Consider the following 15,217-nt stretch of genomic DNA (forward strand, 5'->3'; position numbering starts at 1 on the left):
AGGCATCATGTACAGCGTCGAGACCGTTCCTGCCCACCTCGAGCAGACCGCTGCCCAGGTGCTGGTCGCATCGCACCTGGGGAAGAGGTTCGGCGAACGAGTAGCGGTCGACGACGTCAGCTTCGCCGTGGCGGCGGGGGAGACCTACGGACTGCTCGGGCCGAACGGCGCAGGCAAGACGACCACCATCCGGCTGATCTGCGGACTGCTCCGCCCGGACGCAGGCCAGACCCTGATCGCGGGACAACCGGTCAGTACGACGGCGACCGCGGCGAAGAGCTGCATCGGCTATGTCCCGCAGGAGATCGCGCTGTACCCCGATCTGACCGCGCGGGAGAACCTGCGGTTCTTCGGCCGGCTCTACGGGCTGCACGGCAAGGCGCTGAACCACCGGGTCGGCAAGGTCCTCGAACTGATCGGGCTGTCGGAACGCGGCCGTGACCGGGTCGAGTCGTTCTCGGGCGGGATGAAGCGCCGGCTGAACATCGGCGCCGGGCTGCTGCACGAGCCCACCCTGCTGGTCCTCGACGAGCCGACCGTGGGTGTCGACCCGCAGAGCCGGCATGCCGTGATGGAGAGCGTGCGATCCTTCGGCGCGGCGGGGATGGCGGTGCTCTACACGACGCACTACATGGAGGAGGCCGAGCGCCTGTGCGACCGGGTCGGCATCATCGACCACGGCCGATTGGTTGCCGAGGGCACCCGTCGCGAGCTGGTCGCGCAGCTCGGCGAGCACGACCACATCCAGCTGACCGCGACCGGTGATCTCGCCGCCCTGGCCGATCGTTGCCGTGCCATCGAAGGAATCGACCGGGCCGATGTCAAGGACGGTCAGGTCCAGTTGCTGGCCGTCGAGGGACGCCGGCTGCTGCCCGCCGTACTGGAGGCCGCGGAGCGGATCGGTACGACGGTGCGGTCGGTCGAGGTCGCCGAGCCCGACCTGGAAGCGGTGTTCCTGCACCTCACCGGCACCGCCCTGCGGGAGTGATCGTGAACGCCGCACTCGTGATCGCCGCCAAGGATCTGCGCCAGCGCCTCCGGGACCGCTCGGCCATCGTCCTCGGCTTCGTCGCGCCCGTCCTGGTGGCGGCCTTGATGAGTTTCGCCTTCTCGTCCGTGGAGGCGTTCCATGCCGATGTCGCGTTCGTGGACAACGACCACGGGCAGATCGCGGTCGCCCTGCGGACGGCCTTGACCAGCCCGGAACTGTCCGACGTCCTGACCATCGAATCGGTCGCCACCGAGCAGCAGGCCCGCCAGTTGGTGGACGACGGCGACGCCGGTGCCGGACTGGTGGTCCCCGCCGGCTTCAGCGCGGCGGCAGTGGGCGACGAACCGATCGGCCTGACCGTGCTCGGCAGCCCTGACAGTCCCCTCGAGGCGCAGGTGGCGAAGGCCGTCGCGGATGCCTATGTCGCGCAGCTCAACGCCGACAGGCTCTCGGTGCATGCGGCGCTGGCGGCCGGCGTACCCGCTGGTCGTACGGCCGAGTTGGCCAAGGCGGTGGCCGGACTCAGGCTCCCTGAATCGGTCGAGGCTCGCGCGACGGGTTACCGGCAGCTGACGACAGCCAGCTACTACGCGCCGGCGATGGGCATCATGTTCGTCCTGTTCGCGATCGGCTTCACCGCTCACAGCTTCTTCGCCGAGCAACGTGGTGGAACCCTGGAGCGGATCAGCGCCGCACCGATCGGCCGTGGTGGCGTCCTGCTCGGCAAATCACTCGCGGCCTTCGCCTACAGCGTCGCGAGCCTGACCAGCCTTGCCGTGGTGTCGACACTCGCGTTCGACGCACAGTGGGGTCCACCGATCCCGGCCGCGGCGTTGATCTTGGCGATGTCGGCGGCGCTGGTGGCCCTGACTGCCTTGGTGATCACCGTCTCGCGCACGGAGCGGCAGGCCGACGGGATCGCCATGATGATCACTTTCACGTTGCTGCTGCTCGGTGGGAACTTCGTCCTGATCAGCCAGGCGCCTGAGCTGTTGCGCAAACTGGCTTTGCTGACACCGAACGGGTGGGCCCTGCGCGGCTTCACCGACCTCGCCACCGGCGCGGCCGCGACCACCGTGCTGCTGCCCGTGCTCGTGATCCTCGGGATGTCCGCGTTGGTCGGCCTGCTCGCCGGTGTGATCGGTCGTTGGAGGGCCGCCTCATGACCGCTCTCGCCGTCGCTGCCGCCTCACTTCGCCGGATGCTGCGGGATCGGACCGCGTTGTTCTTCGTCGTCCTGTTGCCGGTCCTGGTGATCGCCATCATCGGCACCGTGGTGCACAACCCGGGCGGCTTCCGGATCGGCGTACTGGCCACCCAGGCTTCGGGGCCGGCACTCGCCACTTCGCTGGTCGACGATCTCGGCGCGGCCGGCCCGGTCGAGCTCCAGACCGATGAGCAGACCGCCCGTACGGCGTTGCGCCGCGGCGAACTGGACGCAGTGGTGCTCGTTCCGGTCAACCTGGAAGCGGCTTTGCTGCGCGGTGACGATGTGGTGATCCCGGTGCTCGCCGGTGGGGCGGAGTCGACGCAGAGCGCAGTACGGTCTGCCATCTCCGCTGCGGTCGCCCGGCATGCGGAGCGGGTCCAGGCGGCGGCGTTCGCTGCCCGGCGTACGAACAGCACCGTCGCCGAACAGTTGCCTAGGGCCACTGCTTTGCAGCGGGTGACGCCACGCATCTCGGTCAGCACGGAGAACGTCGCGAGTGGGAGCGACTACCTGCCGCTAGGGTTTGGGTACAGCGCGCCGACCATGCTGGTGTTGTTCGTCTTCATCAACGCGCTGGCCGGTGGTGCGACGGTGGTGCAGACCCGACAGCTCGGTATCTACGGTCGCGCGCTGGCGGCACCGGTCCGGGCGCGCGACCTCGTTCTCGGCGAAGCCCTGTCCTACTTGACGTTCGCACTGCTCCAGTCGGCGCTGATCATCGGCACCGGCTCGCTGCTGTTCGGTGTCAGCTGGGGCAATCTGCCGGCGGCGATCGCGCTGGTCGTGACCTGGGCGCTGGTCGGCACCGGCGCGGGCATGCTCAGTGGTGCGGTCTTCAAGACACCCGACCAGGCGTCGGCGATCGGCCCGGTCGTCGGGATCGCGTTCGCCATGCTCGGCGGCTGCATGTGGCCGCTGGAGATCGTGCCGGCAACCGTGCGCACGGTCGGCCACGCGACACCGCACGCCTGGGCGGTGGACGCCTGGATCACCTTGCTGTCCCGCGCCGGCGGCCTCGCGGACATCGCGACGGATCTGGCCGTGCTGGCCGGCTTCGCCGCCGGAATGCTCGCGCTGGCCGCCGTTCTGCTCCGGCGCCGCCTGAGCAGCTAGTGCCTTCCATACACCACGGACACGCTTCAGAACTAGGGGCCTCTGGCCCTGTTCCGAACCGGGCCACTTCGGTTTTGATGGCACCGACAGGTTGATGCCGGGGGTCGTCCGTGGTCTGCGGACCGGTGGGAAGAGGTGACCTTGACGGATTCGCCGGCGACGCACGCCGTGGGTGAGCAGGCTGAGTTCGACCGGGCCGGGCTGGAGATCCTCACCGACGAGCAGTGCCTTGCGCTGTTGCCCACGGTTCCGGTCGGCCGCATCGTGTTCACCGAGGGAGCCCTGCCGGCCGTGCAGCCGGTGAACTTCGTCGTCGACGATCGCTGCGTGATCATCCGGGCGATGACCGGCTCGAAGTTGGCTGCCGCGGCGGCTGGAGCGGTGGTGGCCTTCGAGGTGGACGAGTACGACGCAACCACCGAGACCGGCTGGAGCGTGACCGCCGTCGGCCAGGCAACCGTCGTGACGAACCCGGCAGAACTCGACCGACTGTCGAAGCTGCCGTTGCGACCGTGGGCCGGACACCTGGACCACGTCATCCAGATCCGCATCGCCTTACTGCGCGGCCGCCGCCTACTTCGTACGTAGGACGGCGACCGGCTCGCGTCCGCCGACCTGAGTGGCGAGGGAAGTCCACCGCCGCTACCGCTGCGGATCGAGTTGTACGGTGCACGGCTGTTGGCCGCTTCTCCGTACCCTTGCGCCTGACTTCCCTCGCCTACCTCCATTCCAGCTCTCCGCCGCGGCGCGGATCAGGGCCGAAGGTCACTGCTTCGGAGGACTCACGGCGGCCGTGGCCCTGGCCCGCGCGATCAGGGCCGAAGGTCTGGCCGGGGGAGTCCTAAGCCTCTGATCGCCGGCGGCGGAGCGGCAGACGGTGGGTGTGTAGACATCGACTGTTGGGAGACGACGATGAGGTACCACGACGACTGGGGCTGGGGCTGGATGATGGTGGTGATGCCGTTGCTGTGGATCGCGCTGACGGCGGTGATCGTGTGGGCGGTGCTCCAGGTCGTCCACCGGCCGACGGGATCGGCACCGACCCTGCCAGGTCGCGAAACGCCGCAGGAGATCCTGGACCGGCGCTTCGCGTCCGGTGAGATCGACGCCGATACCTACACCAAGGCGAAGGCCCACCTCAGCGGCCGAGACGTGCGCACGCCGTGACAGCGGCGGCAGCACGGACGTGCGGCCGGGGTGGTCCAGCGGACCACCCCGGCCACGTGCGTCACCTCAGCCCTTGTCGACCGAGATGTGCTTCGCCGTCGGCAGCTTCTCCGGCGCGATCGGCGCCTTGATCTCCAGGATGCCGTCGCGGTACGACGCGTTCACGTCGTCCTCGACTGTGCCGGCCGGCAGCCGCAGCGTGCGGGTGAAGGTGCCGTAGTGGAACTCCGAGCGTCCACTCTCCTTCTTCTCCTCACGCCGTTCCGCCTTGACGGTCAACAGGCCGTCCTCGATCGAGATGTCGACGTCCTTGTCCGGGTCGATCCCCGGCAACTCCGCCCGCAGTACGTAGTGCCCGTCCTGGTCGAACTCCTCGACCCGGATCATCTGCGCACCGGTGAACGAACGGAAGGCCGGGAACGTGGGGAACTCGGTCTCCATCCAGTCGAACAGGTCCGCGAACGTGCCGCGCTCGCGCTTTGCCAGTGTGGTCATCGACCACCGCCTCCTTTTCTCCTCACCTCCAGTCCACCTCGGCCACCACCCCCACCACAGGGCCCATCGGCCACCCTGCCGGTGACCAAAGGCCGTAGCGGGAGCCGCTCCGCGCCGGTCGCCGCAGCGAGGGCCCGAGCGGCTCAGGCGGGTGCGAACCTGCCGGGAGCGACCGTCGGTCAGTGCACGCTGACGAGTTCGGAGGGGACGGGGAGATCGTCGAGGTTGTTGACGACAGTGGTCGCGCCGGCCGCCTGGAGGTCCTGCGGATGGCCGGTGAGATCCAGCCCGATGGTGAGGCCGAAGCCGCCGGCGCGGCTTGCGGCGATGCCTGCCGGTGAGCTTTCGACGACGACGGTCCGTCGTGGCCGGACGCCGAGGCGGCGCGCCGCGAGCAGGTAGCCCGCTGGATCGGGTGGGCCGGGCAGGCGCAGATCGGTCCAGGTGACCCGGTCGATCCGGATCTGGAACGTGTCCGCGAGTCCCGCGGCTTCGAGGAGCCCGGCGCAGTCGCGGTCGGCCGAAATCACCGCGCGATCCACTTGGCCGGCGTCCAGCCGCTCGATCAGCCGCCGGGTCGCCGCGGTGTCACTGACGACGCAGTCCAGCCCGAAGACGACCGCGTCGTACCGCTCGGGATCGATCGACAGCTCGTCCGCGGCGTGCTTGCCGGCGTTGCGCCGGGCCAGTACGACGGCCGCCACGACCAGCAGGCCACCTCCGAACACCAAGGCGAGCGGAGCTGCGGCGCGACCGGAGAACCAGGTGGTCACGGCGACCGGCAGGATCTGTACCAGCCCGATCGCGCCGACGATCACCACGACGATCTCGCGCCAGAGCACCCCGGCGCAGATGAGTCCGATGGTCGTCACCAGCGAGAAGACGATCGCAGCGTCCTCGGGCATCGTGAACATCGCGCCGAACACCAGGCCGGCGGCGGCGATCCCTTGGGTCAGGCGCTTGGCGGCGAACAGCCCAGCACGCCCGGCTGCCAGCCAGGCCGCTGAGACGACCCAGATTGCGATGCCGGGCCAGGCAGCGCCGTGCAGGTGAGCACCGGCGGTGCCCGCCGCGATCAAGGTGCCCACGAAGGTTGCGAACTGTTGGAGCGCGGTCGGCTTCGCTGCCCAGAGTCCGGCGGCGTACAAAGCTGTGGCCACACCGGTCAGCAACGCGGTGTCCAGCGTTGGCCAGTGCAGCGCTTCGTGACCCAGCAAGGCCCAGAAGGCGGCGCCTGCGGCCGTCGACAGGAACCACAGAATCGCCCGCAGGCGCAGGGTGACAGCGTCGGCTCGCGCCGGAATCAGTTGGCCGGCAGCAAGGAGAGCCAGCGCGGTCGTGGCCACGATGACCAGCCGCGTGACGGTTCCGAGGTCGGGCCAGTACTGCGCCATGACCAGCATCGCGCCGACCAGCACCACCACACCACCCAGATAGGCGAGTGCCTCGATCAGCACAGGGGTACGGCGAGTCGCCGGCCGCCCGGACAGTCGCGGCGGCGCTCCCGTTGATTCGCGCAACGGTCTCATGATCTGAGCGTCGCGAGATCTCCCCGGCTCGCACAGAGGCGAAAGTCCTGCCAAGGACCGCCACGTCCCAGGCGGGTTCGCTCAGCGCGTGCCGACCAGGCGCCACCAGGAAGGGTCGTCGGCAGGGGTCAGGAGATCGGGGTCGGCCAGGACCTCGTCGCGGTGGATGCCGGGGAGGACGTGGTAGTGGATGGAGCCTGGTTCACTGACGAGTTCGAGGATGCGCCAGAGGGCGCGAGCGTAGGCTTCCGCGGATTCGGCTCCGTCCCATTCGTAGAAGCCACGGTAGGTGGCGGACTCGTCGTGGGCCAGCCACAGCTTGGAGATCAGGCCTGGGAACCCGGCGAACAAGGGAGTGTTGCACCACGACTCCCACCGGAACAGCGTGTGACCGGCACCGCGCACCCCACGCAATCGGAAGGCGACCACGAGGACGCACGGATCGGCTGCGGGCGGGCGGTCGATGACAGTCTCCCGGTACACCCTGCCCTCGGTTCCGTCGGCGAACCGCAGCAACGTCCCGACGTGCTCGCGCGGTTGGTGAATGCGTCGCTGGAGCAGCAGTTGGAGTGTGGTCACCAGACAGCGGCCGACCGCGGCCAGCGCGACCTTCTTCGGCAGCGGACGTTGCTCGGTCATGGGCCCTCCTGTCAGGACGCCGGACTTCTTCCGCCAGTCATCGTCTGCCGGCGAACCGAGCCGCGGCAGGGTCGGAGGACCCGAAAATGTCCCTCGGACGTCAGGCTTGCGGGCCGAGCAGGTGCAGGTTCTTCCCGATGAGGCCGTCGACGCCGAGCCGGTGGGCGTCGCGTACGGCGTACTCGGTGTCGACCGGCCAGGTCAGGACGACGGTCGCGCTCCGCCGCAGCTCGGTGACGATCTCCGGGGTGAGCAGTCGGCGGTGGACGCACACGCCGTACGCCGGCCGGGTGCGCAGCCTGGCTCGCAACCGGCGTAACCCGCGTCGGCTGCCGGCCGACAGCACGAGCCGCACGTGTTCCAAGTCGCGAAAAGCGTCGAGCATCCACCAGTGTTGCGTGCACACGGTGACCACGGCGTCCGGCATGACGTGGCGCAACAGCGTCGCCAGCCTGCCCGCAAGACGAGGATGGATTCCCTTCAGATCGAGCAGCAACCGGTGATCGCCGTCGAGTGCCGCCAGCAGCTCGTGAGCTTCGAGGAGCGGGGCGTCCCGGCGGCGGAGCAGCTCGCCGCGCTCCCACAACCACCACGGGCCGAGCGACTTGTGATGCCGTACCTCGAGACGCCCCCGGTAGGCGTGCACATCGGCTTCGACCAGGTCCGCGCCGGCTTCGAGCGCGGATCGCAGCGTGCCGAGCTCGTTACCGGCTCGGTGCGCCACCACGATTCGCCGAGTCACGGCGAGCTCGCCGCCGGTTCGGTGAACCAGCCACGCCAGCGGAGGAAGAAGCAGCTGCCGCCGAACAGCACCGCGGGAACCCAATAGAGCAAGGCAGTCAGCGCCACCGCCCCGAAGGCGTCGGTCCAGGAGACCCCGATCGATGCCAGGCCTGCGACCAGCGCACCTTCACGTGGGCTTGCACCATGGACGCCGGGCAGCACGCCGGCGATCTGACTGGCACCGAACACAGCGACCAACTGGAAGGCCGACACGGAGTCGCCGACGGCGTGGATCGCACCGATCAGCAGCCCGAGAATCGTTGCCTGGTAGCCGATCGACAGCACGACGCCGACCGCGAACACCCGCGGTGACGGCCACGGCCAGCGACCGGCCAGGTCGGGACGCCGCCGCCGTACGACGAGGGCCACGGCGAGCACCACGGCCGCGAGGCCGAGTGCGACGACCAGCACGCTCCACGGCAGAGCCACTCCGCAGACGGCCACAGCGACGATCAGTCCGACCGCACCGACGAACCGGTCCAGAGCGACCCCGGCGACCGCAGCCGAGCGTCGTGCGCCGGTGGTCTCCAACCGGTGCACCCGCCACAGGTCGGCGCCCGCGTGCCACGGTGAGATCAGGCCGAGGATCTCGCTTTCCGCGTAGGCCCGCAGGTGCCATCGGCGGGTCTGGCCGCTGGTCGACACGGCGTGCCAGCGCAACGGGCACAGAACGTACTTGCCGACCGCGAACGGGATCAGGCCGATGACCGCGGGAAGCAGTGTCGGATGCGGAACGCGGTCGACGTTCCAGAGGGCCAGTCCGGCCGCGGCCACCAGCGCGGCGACCCGGACAGCGCGGCTGGCGACAATCGTGCGACCGAGCCGCAGGATGCGCGCGATCCGCCTGTCGCTGATGTGCACAACGGGCTCCTTCAGGGCTCATACCCGGCGCTCACCTCTAGCTGCCCCAGGACGCCGTGCAAAGACCATAACTGCCAGGTCCAAGCCGTGCGGCTCGTCGGCCACGGATCGGCGGTGATGTGCGACACGCCCAGTGCCCGACGGGCATCGCGAATCGGGCGCACAGGGGTGCCATTGGTCCCGCAGGCGAAGGCGGTCCGGCCCTGGGGACAGGACGGTGAGTGGACGAAAGTGGCATCACGAGCATCCGAAGGGGGAGTGAGTGATGGCGGCGCAGAGCCGGAGGACCGGGCCGCGGCTGCCACACCGCGCCTACCAGATCGCGCGGGAGGTGGCCCTGATCGCCACCGCCATCGTGTTGTACTTCGGTGTCCGGGGGCTGATCGAGACCCGGGTCGACCTCGCCTACCGCAATGCCGAGAACGTGATCGCGCTCGAACGGTCCGCCGGCGTCTTCGCCGAGCCCGCACTGCAGGCCGCGGCCGGTCAGCACGCGTGGCTGATCGACGCGGTCAGCTACTTCTACATCTACGGACACTGGCCGGTGCTGCTGACCGCTCTGCTGTGGCTGCTGATCCGGCATCGCGACGCCTACCGGACCTTCCGCAACGCGATGCTGATCTCCGGCGGGATCGGCCTGGTGATCTTCGCGCTGTTCCCGGTCGCGCCGCCGCGCTTCCTGGTCGGTTACGGCTTCATCGACACGGTCACCCAGCAGACCTCGGCGTACCGGGTTCTGCAGCCGCCGGCGTTCGTCAACCAGTACGCCGCCGTGCCGAGCCTGCATTTCGGCTGGAACCTGCTGATGGGGATCGCGATCGCCGGTCTGGCCGGTCACTGGTTGCTGCGGTTGTTCGGCTGGCTGATGCCGGCGGCGATGCTCGCCTCGATCGTGCTGACCGCGAACCACTACCTCTTCGACGGCCTGGTCGGCGGCGTGATCGCCCTTCTCGGCCTGCTCATCGCCTCCCGGCTGGCCAAGAACCAGGCCCACCGGCCATCAGCGGCCACCGGCGCGTCCGGCGAGCGCCCGGACAATGGGCGCCCGGCCAATGAGCGCCCGACCGTTGAGCGCCCGGACAATGGGCGACCCGACATCGAGCGCCCGGACAGCGAGCGCCCGACCGACGAGATTCCGGCCGGCAAGCGTCCGGTGCCGGAGCGAGGGGATCAGCCATGCGCATGAGCAAGTTCTTCGCCAGCACTCGGGCCCGGGTCGGGCTGGCGGCGGTGGCGATCGCCGCGGTCCTCCTGGGCGTCGGCTGGTACGTCGTCCGGGACGGATCGTCGACAGGGCCTTCCGGCGCACCACCCACGACGGCATCGGCTCCCGTCGACGACAGCAGCCCCGCCGGCGACGGCGCCGTGAACATGGACGGCCGAGCTCCTCTGACCGGCCTGCCCGTGACGAAGGCGCTGAATCACCCCGCCGTCACGGTGAAGGTCTCCAACACGCCGGACGCGCATCCGCAGCGCGGTCTCGGCTCCGCCGACATCGTCTTCGTCGAGCCGATCACCGGCGCTACGACGCGGCTCGCGGCGATCTTCCACTCGCAGTTGCCCCCGCAGGTCGGCCCGGTGCGCTCGCTGCGGCCGATGGATGCGCCGCTGATCAGCCCGACAAAGGGCGTCATCGCGAACACGATGGCCGACCACTGGGTGCAGCAGTACATCGACCGGGTCGCCGGTCTGGCGAACCTGGGCACCTTACGGGTCCCGAGCGGCACCTACTTCATCGACCGCACCCGCCGCGCGCCCAACCACGTCTTCGCCCAGCCGGCCCGGCTGCTCGAGCTGACCGATCGGGTCGCCCCGCCACCGCCGTACTTCAGCTATGCCGGGGACGTCGCCCACTCCTCGCCGCTGAGCAGCGGGCGGACGGCGACGTCGGTGACCGTCGGGTACGGCGGTTCGGCGACGGCGACCTGGCGGTACGACGGTGCTTCCGGCCGCTGGTTGCGCGCGGAGAAGTGGGCGGCGCACCGCCTCGAGGACGGGAACCAGGTCTCCGCGCAGAATGTCATCGTCCTGCACGCCCAGCGCGACCTGAGTTTCCCCCAGGCCAAGTCGTCGATGACGATCCTCGACCTCACCGACGCGTCCGGATCGCTCCAGCTGTTCACCGGCGGCAAGGTGGTCGACGGCCACTGGACGAAGGCCGGCGTTGACCGGCCCTTCACCTTCACCACCACGACCGGCAAGGCCTTGCTGCTCGCGCCCGGCACGACCTGGGTCGAATGCGCCCTGCCAGGCATGCCCATCCAGACGGCCGCGAGCTGAGAACCCGCGCAAACGAGGGCCGGCTCATGAGGTACGACGGCGCGGGGCGGCACCCGCTCTGCCGGCGCTGGAGAAGGCGATGGCGACGCCGAGGATGAAGCCCGAGTCGTACCAGTTGCCGTTGTTGTGCACGTCGTAGATGCTCACGTCGTCGGTGAAGAGGGACACGATGAACGTGATCGGGCTGATCGCGCCGTGCCAGAGTCCGAGCCAGAAGCCGGCGATGCGGGGGGCATCGATCTGGGCCACGTTGTTGGGACCGGCCGCGCAGGCCGTCACGACGAGGAGACCGGCGACGGCGAGGACGAGGAAGATGCGGTGTCTGGTGGTCATACCTTCAGGTTCGCGACCCAGCCGTGGTTGCACTGCTGACTTAGGTCCCGGGTGGTGCAGTCGTCGGTCAGGTTCTTCGGGCCTGGATGACGTTCCGGCGTGGTAGACATCGCGGGTGCCTGAGGGCGCGGAATGGCCGGTGCGGTCGAGGACCGCAGGACTGGGAGGTTGTCGGATGGGTGTGAAGGAACTCCGGTTGGTGGTCACGGCGACGGACTACGACGAGGCGGTCGCGTTCTACCGCGACGTACTGGGGCTGGCCGAGCGTGAGTCGTACTCGTCCGAGGACGGCCGGGTGATGATCCTGGAGGCCGGTCGCGCGACGCTGGAGATCGCCGACCCGAACCAGGCGGACTTCATCGACAAGGTCGAGGTCGGACGGCGGGTGGCGGGCAAGTTTCGCGTCGCGCTGGAGGTCGACGACTCCGCCGCCGTCACCGCCCAGCTCGCCGGGGCAGGTGCCAGCGTGATCGCCGAGCCCACCCGAACGCCCTGGAACTCCCTCAACGCCCGCCTCGAAACCCCCGGCGGCATCCAGCTCACGCTCTTCACCGAACTCGGTGACGAAGAGCCGGCTTAGCGCACCACGAAGTTGCCGTGGGCCTCGGATCAGCCCGGTTCGCCGTGGAGTTTGCGGCGGGTGATGACGACGAGGTCGACGGCGGCTACCACGGCCAGCAGGGCCGCGACGAGGATCAGGGGCAGCGGCAGGTCGAGCAGGGCGAAGACGATTGCCGCGGCGGCACAGACGAGCAGGCCGAAGGTCGCGAGGATCAGGCGCAGCGTCAACGCGCTGCGCGGGGGAGGCGGTACGCCGTACTGGTTGGTCACGGCCGCCCAACGCTCGTCATGCCGCATCCGGTACCCCGGCGGCGCGCCGCCACGCGCGCGGGGTTTCCGCCCCGCCACGCGCGCGGGGTTTCCGCCCCGGCCCGTCGGGCACCCGACAGCCGACAAGAAGGAGATTCGGGATGATCACCTGTGTGGTCGAGTACGTCATCGATCCGGCGAAGATCGAGGCGTTCGAGGAGTTCGGCCGGCGCTGGATCGAACTGGTCGACCGGCACGGCGGCACCCATCACGGCTACTACCTGCCGTCCGAAGGCGCGAGCGACCGGGCCCTGGCCTTGTTCAGCTTCCCGAGCCTGGCGGAGTACGAGCAGTACCGCGCGCTCTTCGGCGTCGATCCCGATTTCGTCGCCGCGGACAAGATCCGGGACGAGAGCGGCTGTGTACTGCGTTACGACCGCACGTTCATGCGTCCATTGACCTGATTGACCGGCGCCGACCTGGGTACCTGGTGCCCAGTAATCGAGCGGTTGTTCGACAGGAGGAATCATGGATGTCAACCCGGTGCCCGAGAAGGATCCTGAGGACTGGACGACGGGGGACGAGCCGATGACCGGGCCGCAGGCGTCGTACCTCGAGACGCTGGCGCAGGAGGCGGGCGTCGAAGTGCCGGTCGAACTCACCAAGGCCGACGCGTCCCGGATGATCGACGAGCTGCAGGCCCGGACCGGCCGGGGTGCCGACAGCTGAGTCAGGAAAAGGTGATTAGGCCCGATCGCGGAGGGTACCGGCAGTCGCACAGAGCGTAACAAAGTTGCGCAAGGCAAATGCCGAGGACGAAAGGGCGGAACCACCTGATGAGTACCATCACACGACTGATCGCGGCCGCCGGGCTTGCAGTGACGGCCGTCGTGGGCACCACGACCGCGGCGCACGCACAGACCACCGTCACGACCGGCGTCCAGTCAGAAGGCGAAGTCGCATGCGGTTACGACTACGCCAAGTGCGTGCAGCAATGGTTCGAGTACGGGGAGAAGTACATCGTCACCCACATCTACTACCGCGGTGGCGGCTACCACTTCTACTGGTGGGGCTGACGCCCGACTCCGGGATCCGGCCGCTGGCTTCCTCGACCTACTCCGCCCAGCCAGCGGCCGGTTCCCTGTCAGCGCTGATCAGTCCGGCGGCTCCACCGGGTTCCCCTGCTCGCCGCTCGTGACGTCCTGCTCACTCGGCGGCTGCCGTCCGTCGTCCTCAACGGGGCCGGGAGAACGCCGTCCGTCATCGTGTTCGACGGTGTCGACGTCTGCCAACTCCGTCTCGATGTCACCGTTCTCCAACGCATCGTTGACTTCGGTATCACTGACTGTCTTCTGATCGTTCACGCCAGGTCGATCGAAGCTCATCATCGCCTCCAGAGGTATGCCGTTCTTCGGCCAGGTGGTGTCAGGACTTCTTGCCGATCCGTCGTAACGCCGACGGTTTGTGGACCGCGGTGCCGCCCGACTTGTCGCTCCGGACGAGGTACTGCGGTTCGTCGGGGGAGGCGTCGACCGTCCGGCCACCGGCTTCGGTGCGCTCGGTGATCTTGCCTTCCACCTTCCCTTGCGCGGTACCGCCGTGGCTGTCCCACTCCACGGCATCGCCTTTGCGGAAAGACTCTTCGCTCATCGTTGCTCCCGGTTCGGTTTGCTGCGATGGCTGCGGTAGCGGACCACGATCACGCTGGCGGCAACCAGTAACACTGCGAGCAGACCTACGAAGACCAAGGGCGTCCCGGTCCAGTCGCTCGCGTCACCGTCGCTGTCGCCGGCCGGAAGCGGGCTCGGGCTGGCAGCCGCTACCGAGGCGACCGTCACGGCCGCGGTGTCGCCGCTGGTGTTGCTGGCCGCAGTAGCGGTAGAGGCAGCGAGCCAGATCCCGCTCACCGCCAGAACGACAGCCGCGGCGACCAGCACGACCCGATCGCCGACGGACATCCGCCCCCGCGGAGTCGCGGGATCGGCTGACGTCAGGTGATTGCTCATGACATCGGGGTAACCGCGGACGTCCGCGACAAACCTCTGCGGCCCGAACTTATGCAACCTGTCCATGGCTCACGCGGTGAGGGCCGCGCGGAAGAGTTGCATGATCTCGTGCAGCAGCCGGGACACCTGCATCTGGCTGACACCGATCTCGGCGCCGATCTCGGCCTGGGTGCGATGTTCGACGAACCGCCGGTGCAGGATCAGCCGCGACCGGTCCGGCAGGTCGGCGACCACCGGCCGCAGTGCCTCGACGTCGTCGACGAGTTCGTAGGTGTCGCGTTCGTCCGCGATGGTGTTGGCCAGTGACAACGTCGGTGACGCGACGACGTTGGCATCGAGCGAGGTCGGGTGGAAGCAGCCCTGCGCCCGTTGGGCGTCGAGGATCTCGGCCACCGGGAGGTCGAGCGCGGTGGCGAGGTCGTCGGCGGTCGGCCAGCGCCGCAGCAGCAGGGCCAGTTCGCCCTCGGCTGCGTTGATCGCGGACTGCACGTCCTGGATGTTGCGAGGCGGCCGGACCATCCAGGCCCGGTCGCGAAAGTACCGGCGGATCTCGCCGCGGATCGTCGGCAGTGCATAGGACCGGAAGTCGGTGTCGTCGCCGGGCCGGTAACCGCGCACGGCCTTAACCAGACCGACGCAGGCGACCTGGTGGACGTCCTCGGTGTCCACTCCTCGCCGGCAGTACCGCGCGGCCAGCGTCCGCGCCATCGGCAGGCCCGCCAGGATGGCTTCTTCGAGCAGCCGCGCCTTCTGGTACTCCGGTGCGCCTGCGGCAAGTCGCAGCAGCCGCTCCACTTCGGTGGCCTGCTGATCGCGCAGCGGGCGCGCCGGCGGCCGGACGGAAGTGCTGGGCTGGGGAACTGAATCGCTGATGGCCATGGAGCACACCCACTCGCCGAACCGGCAGTGTGGCGAGGGGCTGGGCCACGGGCCGGATCGGGCACCCGTACCCAGCTTCTGCCAACCGAATCACGCTGTAGCGCTTCGAGTGCGATGCGAG

The 15,217-nt window shown here is 69.0% G+C and carries 22 protein-coding genes; 11 read left to right on the forward strand and 11 right to left on the reverse strand.

The genetic code is table 11. The annotated features are described in order from the left end of the window. Positions 1-7: 7 nt before the first annotated feature. From EV138_RS31045 to EV138_RS31065, 5 genes are all read left to right on the forward strand, one after another. Entirely contained in the window at positions 8-988 is a 981-nt protein-coding gene (locus EV138_RS31045; protein WP_133983363.1) for an ABC transporter ATP-binding protein, read from the forward strand. A gap of 2 nt (positions 989-990) precedes the next feature. After that, positions 991-2,157 carry an ABC transporter permease gene (locus EV138_RS31050; RefSeq protein WP_166678813.1) on the forward strand — a complete coding sequence of 389 codons (1,167 nt, stop codon included), beginning with the start codon at positions 991-993 and terminating at the stop codon, positions 2,155-2,157. Beyond that, on the forward strand, positions 2,154-3,314 hold the full coding sequence (locus tag EV138_RS31055; RefSeq protein ID WP_133983367.1) for an ABC transporter permease: 1,161 nt from the start codon (positions 2,154-2,156) through the stop codon (positions 3,312-3,314). The genes EV138_RS31050 and EV138_RS31055 overlap by 4 nt, the downstream gene beginning before the upstream one ends. Positions 3,315-3,455: 141 nt before the next feature. Beyond that, on the forward strand, positions 3,456-3,902 hold the full coding sequence (locus EV138_RS31060) for a pyridoxamine 5'-phosphate oxidase family protein (RefSeq protein WP_238158519.1): 447 nt from the start codon (positions 3,456-3,458) through the stop codon (positions 3,900-3,902). Positions 3,903-4,226: 324 nt separating this feature from the next. Next, positions 4,227-4,481 carry an SHOCT domain-containing protein gene (locus EV138_RS31065; protein ID WP_133983369.1) on the forward strand — a complete coding sequence of 85 codons (255 nt, stop codon included), beginning with the start codon at positions 4,227-4,229 and terminating at the stop codon, positions 4,479-4,481. Positions 4,482-4,547: 66 nt separating this feature from the next. Here the strand turns inward: EV138_RS31065 and EV138_RS31070 are convergent, their stop codons facing one another. From EV138_RS31070 to EV138_RS31090, 5 genes are all read right to left on the reverse strand, one after another. Beyond that, a complete protein-coding gene (locus tag EV138_RS31070; RefSeq protein ID WP_133983371.1) occupies positions 4,548-4,976 on the reverse strand; it encodes an Hsp20/alpha crystallin family protein in 429 nt (142 codons plus the stop codon). A gap of 179 nt (positions 4,977-5,155) precedes the next feature. Further along, positions 5,156-6,505, reverse strand: coding sequence for an HAD family hydrolase (locus tag EV138_RS31075; RefSeq protein WP_133983373.1), 1,350 nt, complete (start codon positions 6,503-6,505; stop codon positions 5,156-5,158). Between the two features lie 81 nt (positions 6,506-6,586). After that, entirely contained in the window at positions 6,587-7,144 is a 558-nt protein-coding gene (locus EV138_RS31080) for a hypothetical protein (RefSeq protein WP_133983376.1), read from the reverse strand. A gap of 100 nt (positions 7,145-7,244) precedes the next feature. Further along, positions 7,245-7,886: a glycerophosphodiester phosphodiesterase gene (locus EV138_RS31085; protein ID WP_202867014.1), complete on the reverse strand. Its 642-nt coding sequence runs from the start codon at positions 7,884-7,886 to the stop codon at positions 7,245-7,247. After that, entirely contained in the window at positions 7,883-8,788 is a 906-nt protein-coding gene (locus EV138_RS31090) for a lysylphosphatidylglycerol synthase domain-containing protein (protein ID WP_166678814.1), read from the reverse strand. The genes EV138_RS31085 and EV138_RS31090 overlap by 4 nt, the downstream gene beginning before the upstream one ends. Before the next feature lie 265 nt (positions 8,789-9,053). Here EV138_RS31090 and EV138_RS31095 point away from each other — a divergent pair, with 265 nt between their 5' ends. Beyond that, on the forward strand, positions 9,054-9,974 hold the full coding sequence (locus EV138_RS31095; RefSeq protein WP_133983380.1) for a phosphatase PAP2 family protein: 921 nt from the start codon (positions 9,054-9,056) through the stop codon (positions 9,972-9,974). Beyond that, entirely contained in the window at positions 9,965-11,068 is a 1,104-nt protein-coding gene (locus EV138_RS31100; RefSeq protein WP_133983382.1) for a DUF3048 domain-containing protein, read from the forward strand. The genes EV138_RS31095 and EV138_RS31100 overlap by 10 nt, the downstream gene beginning before the upstream one ends. A gap of 24 nt (positions 11,069-11,092) precedes the next feature. Here EV138_RS31100 and EV138_RS31105 read toward each other — a convergent pair whose 3' ends face one another. Continuing rightward, on the reverse strand, positions 11,093-11,401 hold the full coding sequence (locus EV138_RS31105; protein ID WP_133983384.1) for a hypothetical protein: 309 nt from the start codon (positions 11,399-11,401) through the stop codon (positions 11,093-11,095). A 175-nt stretch (positions 11,402-11,576) separates the two neighbouring features. Between EV138_RS31105 and EV138_RS31110 the strand changes: the two genes are divergently transcribed. Further along, positions 11,577-11,981, forward strand: coding sequence for a VOC family protein (locus EV138_RS31110; RefSeq protein WP_133983386.1), 405 nt, complete (start codon positions 11,577-11,579; stop codon positions 11,979-11,981). Positions 11,982-12,010: 29 nt separating this feature from the next. Here EV138_RS31110 and EV138_RS31115 read toward each other — a convergent pair whose 3' ends face one another. After that, positions 12,011-12,259, reverse strand: coding sequence for a DUF6343 family protein (locus tag EV138_RS31115; RefSeq protein WP_133983388.1), 249 nt, complete (start codon positions 12,257-12,259; stop codon positions 12,011-12,013). A gap of 113 nt (positions 12,260-12,372) precedes the next feature. Here EV138_RS31115 and EV138_RS31120 point away from each other — a divergent pair, with 113 nt between their 5' ends. The 3 genes from EV138_RS31120 (at position 12,373) to EV138_RS31130 (ending at position 13,287) form a co-directional block, all read left to right on the forward strand. Beyond that, entirely contained in the window at positions 12,373-12,675 is a 303-nt protein-coding gene (locus EV138_RS31120; protein ID WP_133983389.1) for an NIPSNAP family protein, read from the forward strand. Positions 12,676-12,739: 64 nt separating this feature from the next. After that, the gene (locus EV138_RS31125) at positions 12,740-12,940 is read left to right on the forward strand and encodes a DUF3072 domain-containing protein (protein WP_166678815.1); all 201 of its coding nucleotides are present in this window, start codon (positions 12,740-12,742) and stop codon (positions 12,938-12,940) included. Between the two features lie 107 nt (positions 12,941-13,047). Next, entirely contained in the window at positions 13,048-13,287 is a 240-nt protein-coding gene (locus tag EV138_RS31130) for a hypothetical protein (RefSeq protein ID WP_133983391.1), read from the forward strand. Between the two features lie 78 nt (positions 13,288-13,365). Here EV138_RS31130 and EV138_RS31135 read toward each other — a convergent pair whose 3' ends face one another. From EV138_RS31135 to EV138_RS31150, 4 genes are all read right to left on the reverse strand, one after another. Then, entirely contained in the window at positions 13,366-13,575 is a 210-nt protein-coding gene (locus EV138_RS31135; RefSeq protein WP_133983392.1) for a hypothetical protein, read from the reverse strand. Between the two features lie 61 nt (positions 13,576-13,636). Then, positions 13,637-13,861, reverse strand: coding sequence for a hypervirulence associated TUDOR domain-containing protein (locus EV138_RS31140; protein ID WP_133983393.1), 225 nt, complete (start codon positions 13,859-13,861; stop codon positions 13,637-13,639). Next, positions 13,858-14,217, reverse strand: a complete 360-nt coding sequence (locus tag EV138_RS31145) for a hypothetical protein (RefSeq protein ID WP_133983394.1) — start codon at positions 14,215-14,217, stop codon at positions 13,858-13,860. Before EV138_RS31145 ends, EV138_RS31140 begins: the two co-directional genes overlap by 4 nt. Before the next feature lie 69 nt (positions 14,218-14,286). Further along, positions 14,287-15,096, reverse strand: coding sequence for a sigma-70 family RNA polymerase sigma factor (locus tag EV138_RS31150; protein ID WP_133983396.1), 810 nt, complete (start codon positions 15,094-15,096; stop codon positions 14,287-14,289). Between the last annotated feature and the right edge of the window lie 121 nt (positions 15,097-15,217).

The organism is Kribbella voronezhensis (assembly GCF_004365175.1).
Classification (GTDB): domain Bacteria; phylum Actinomycetota; class Actinomycetes; order Propionibacteriales; family Kribbellaceae; genus Kribbella; species Kribbella voronezhensis.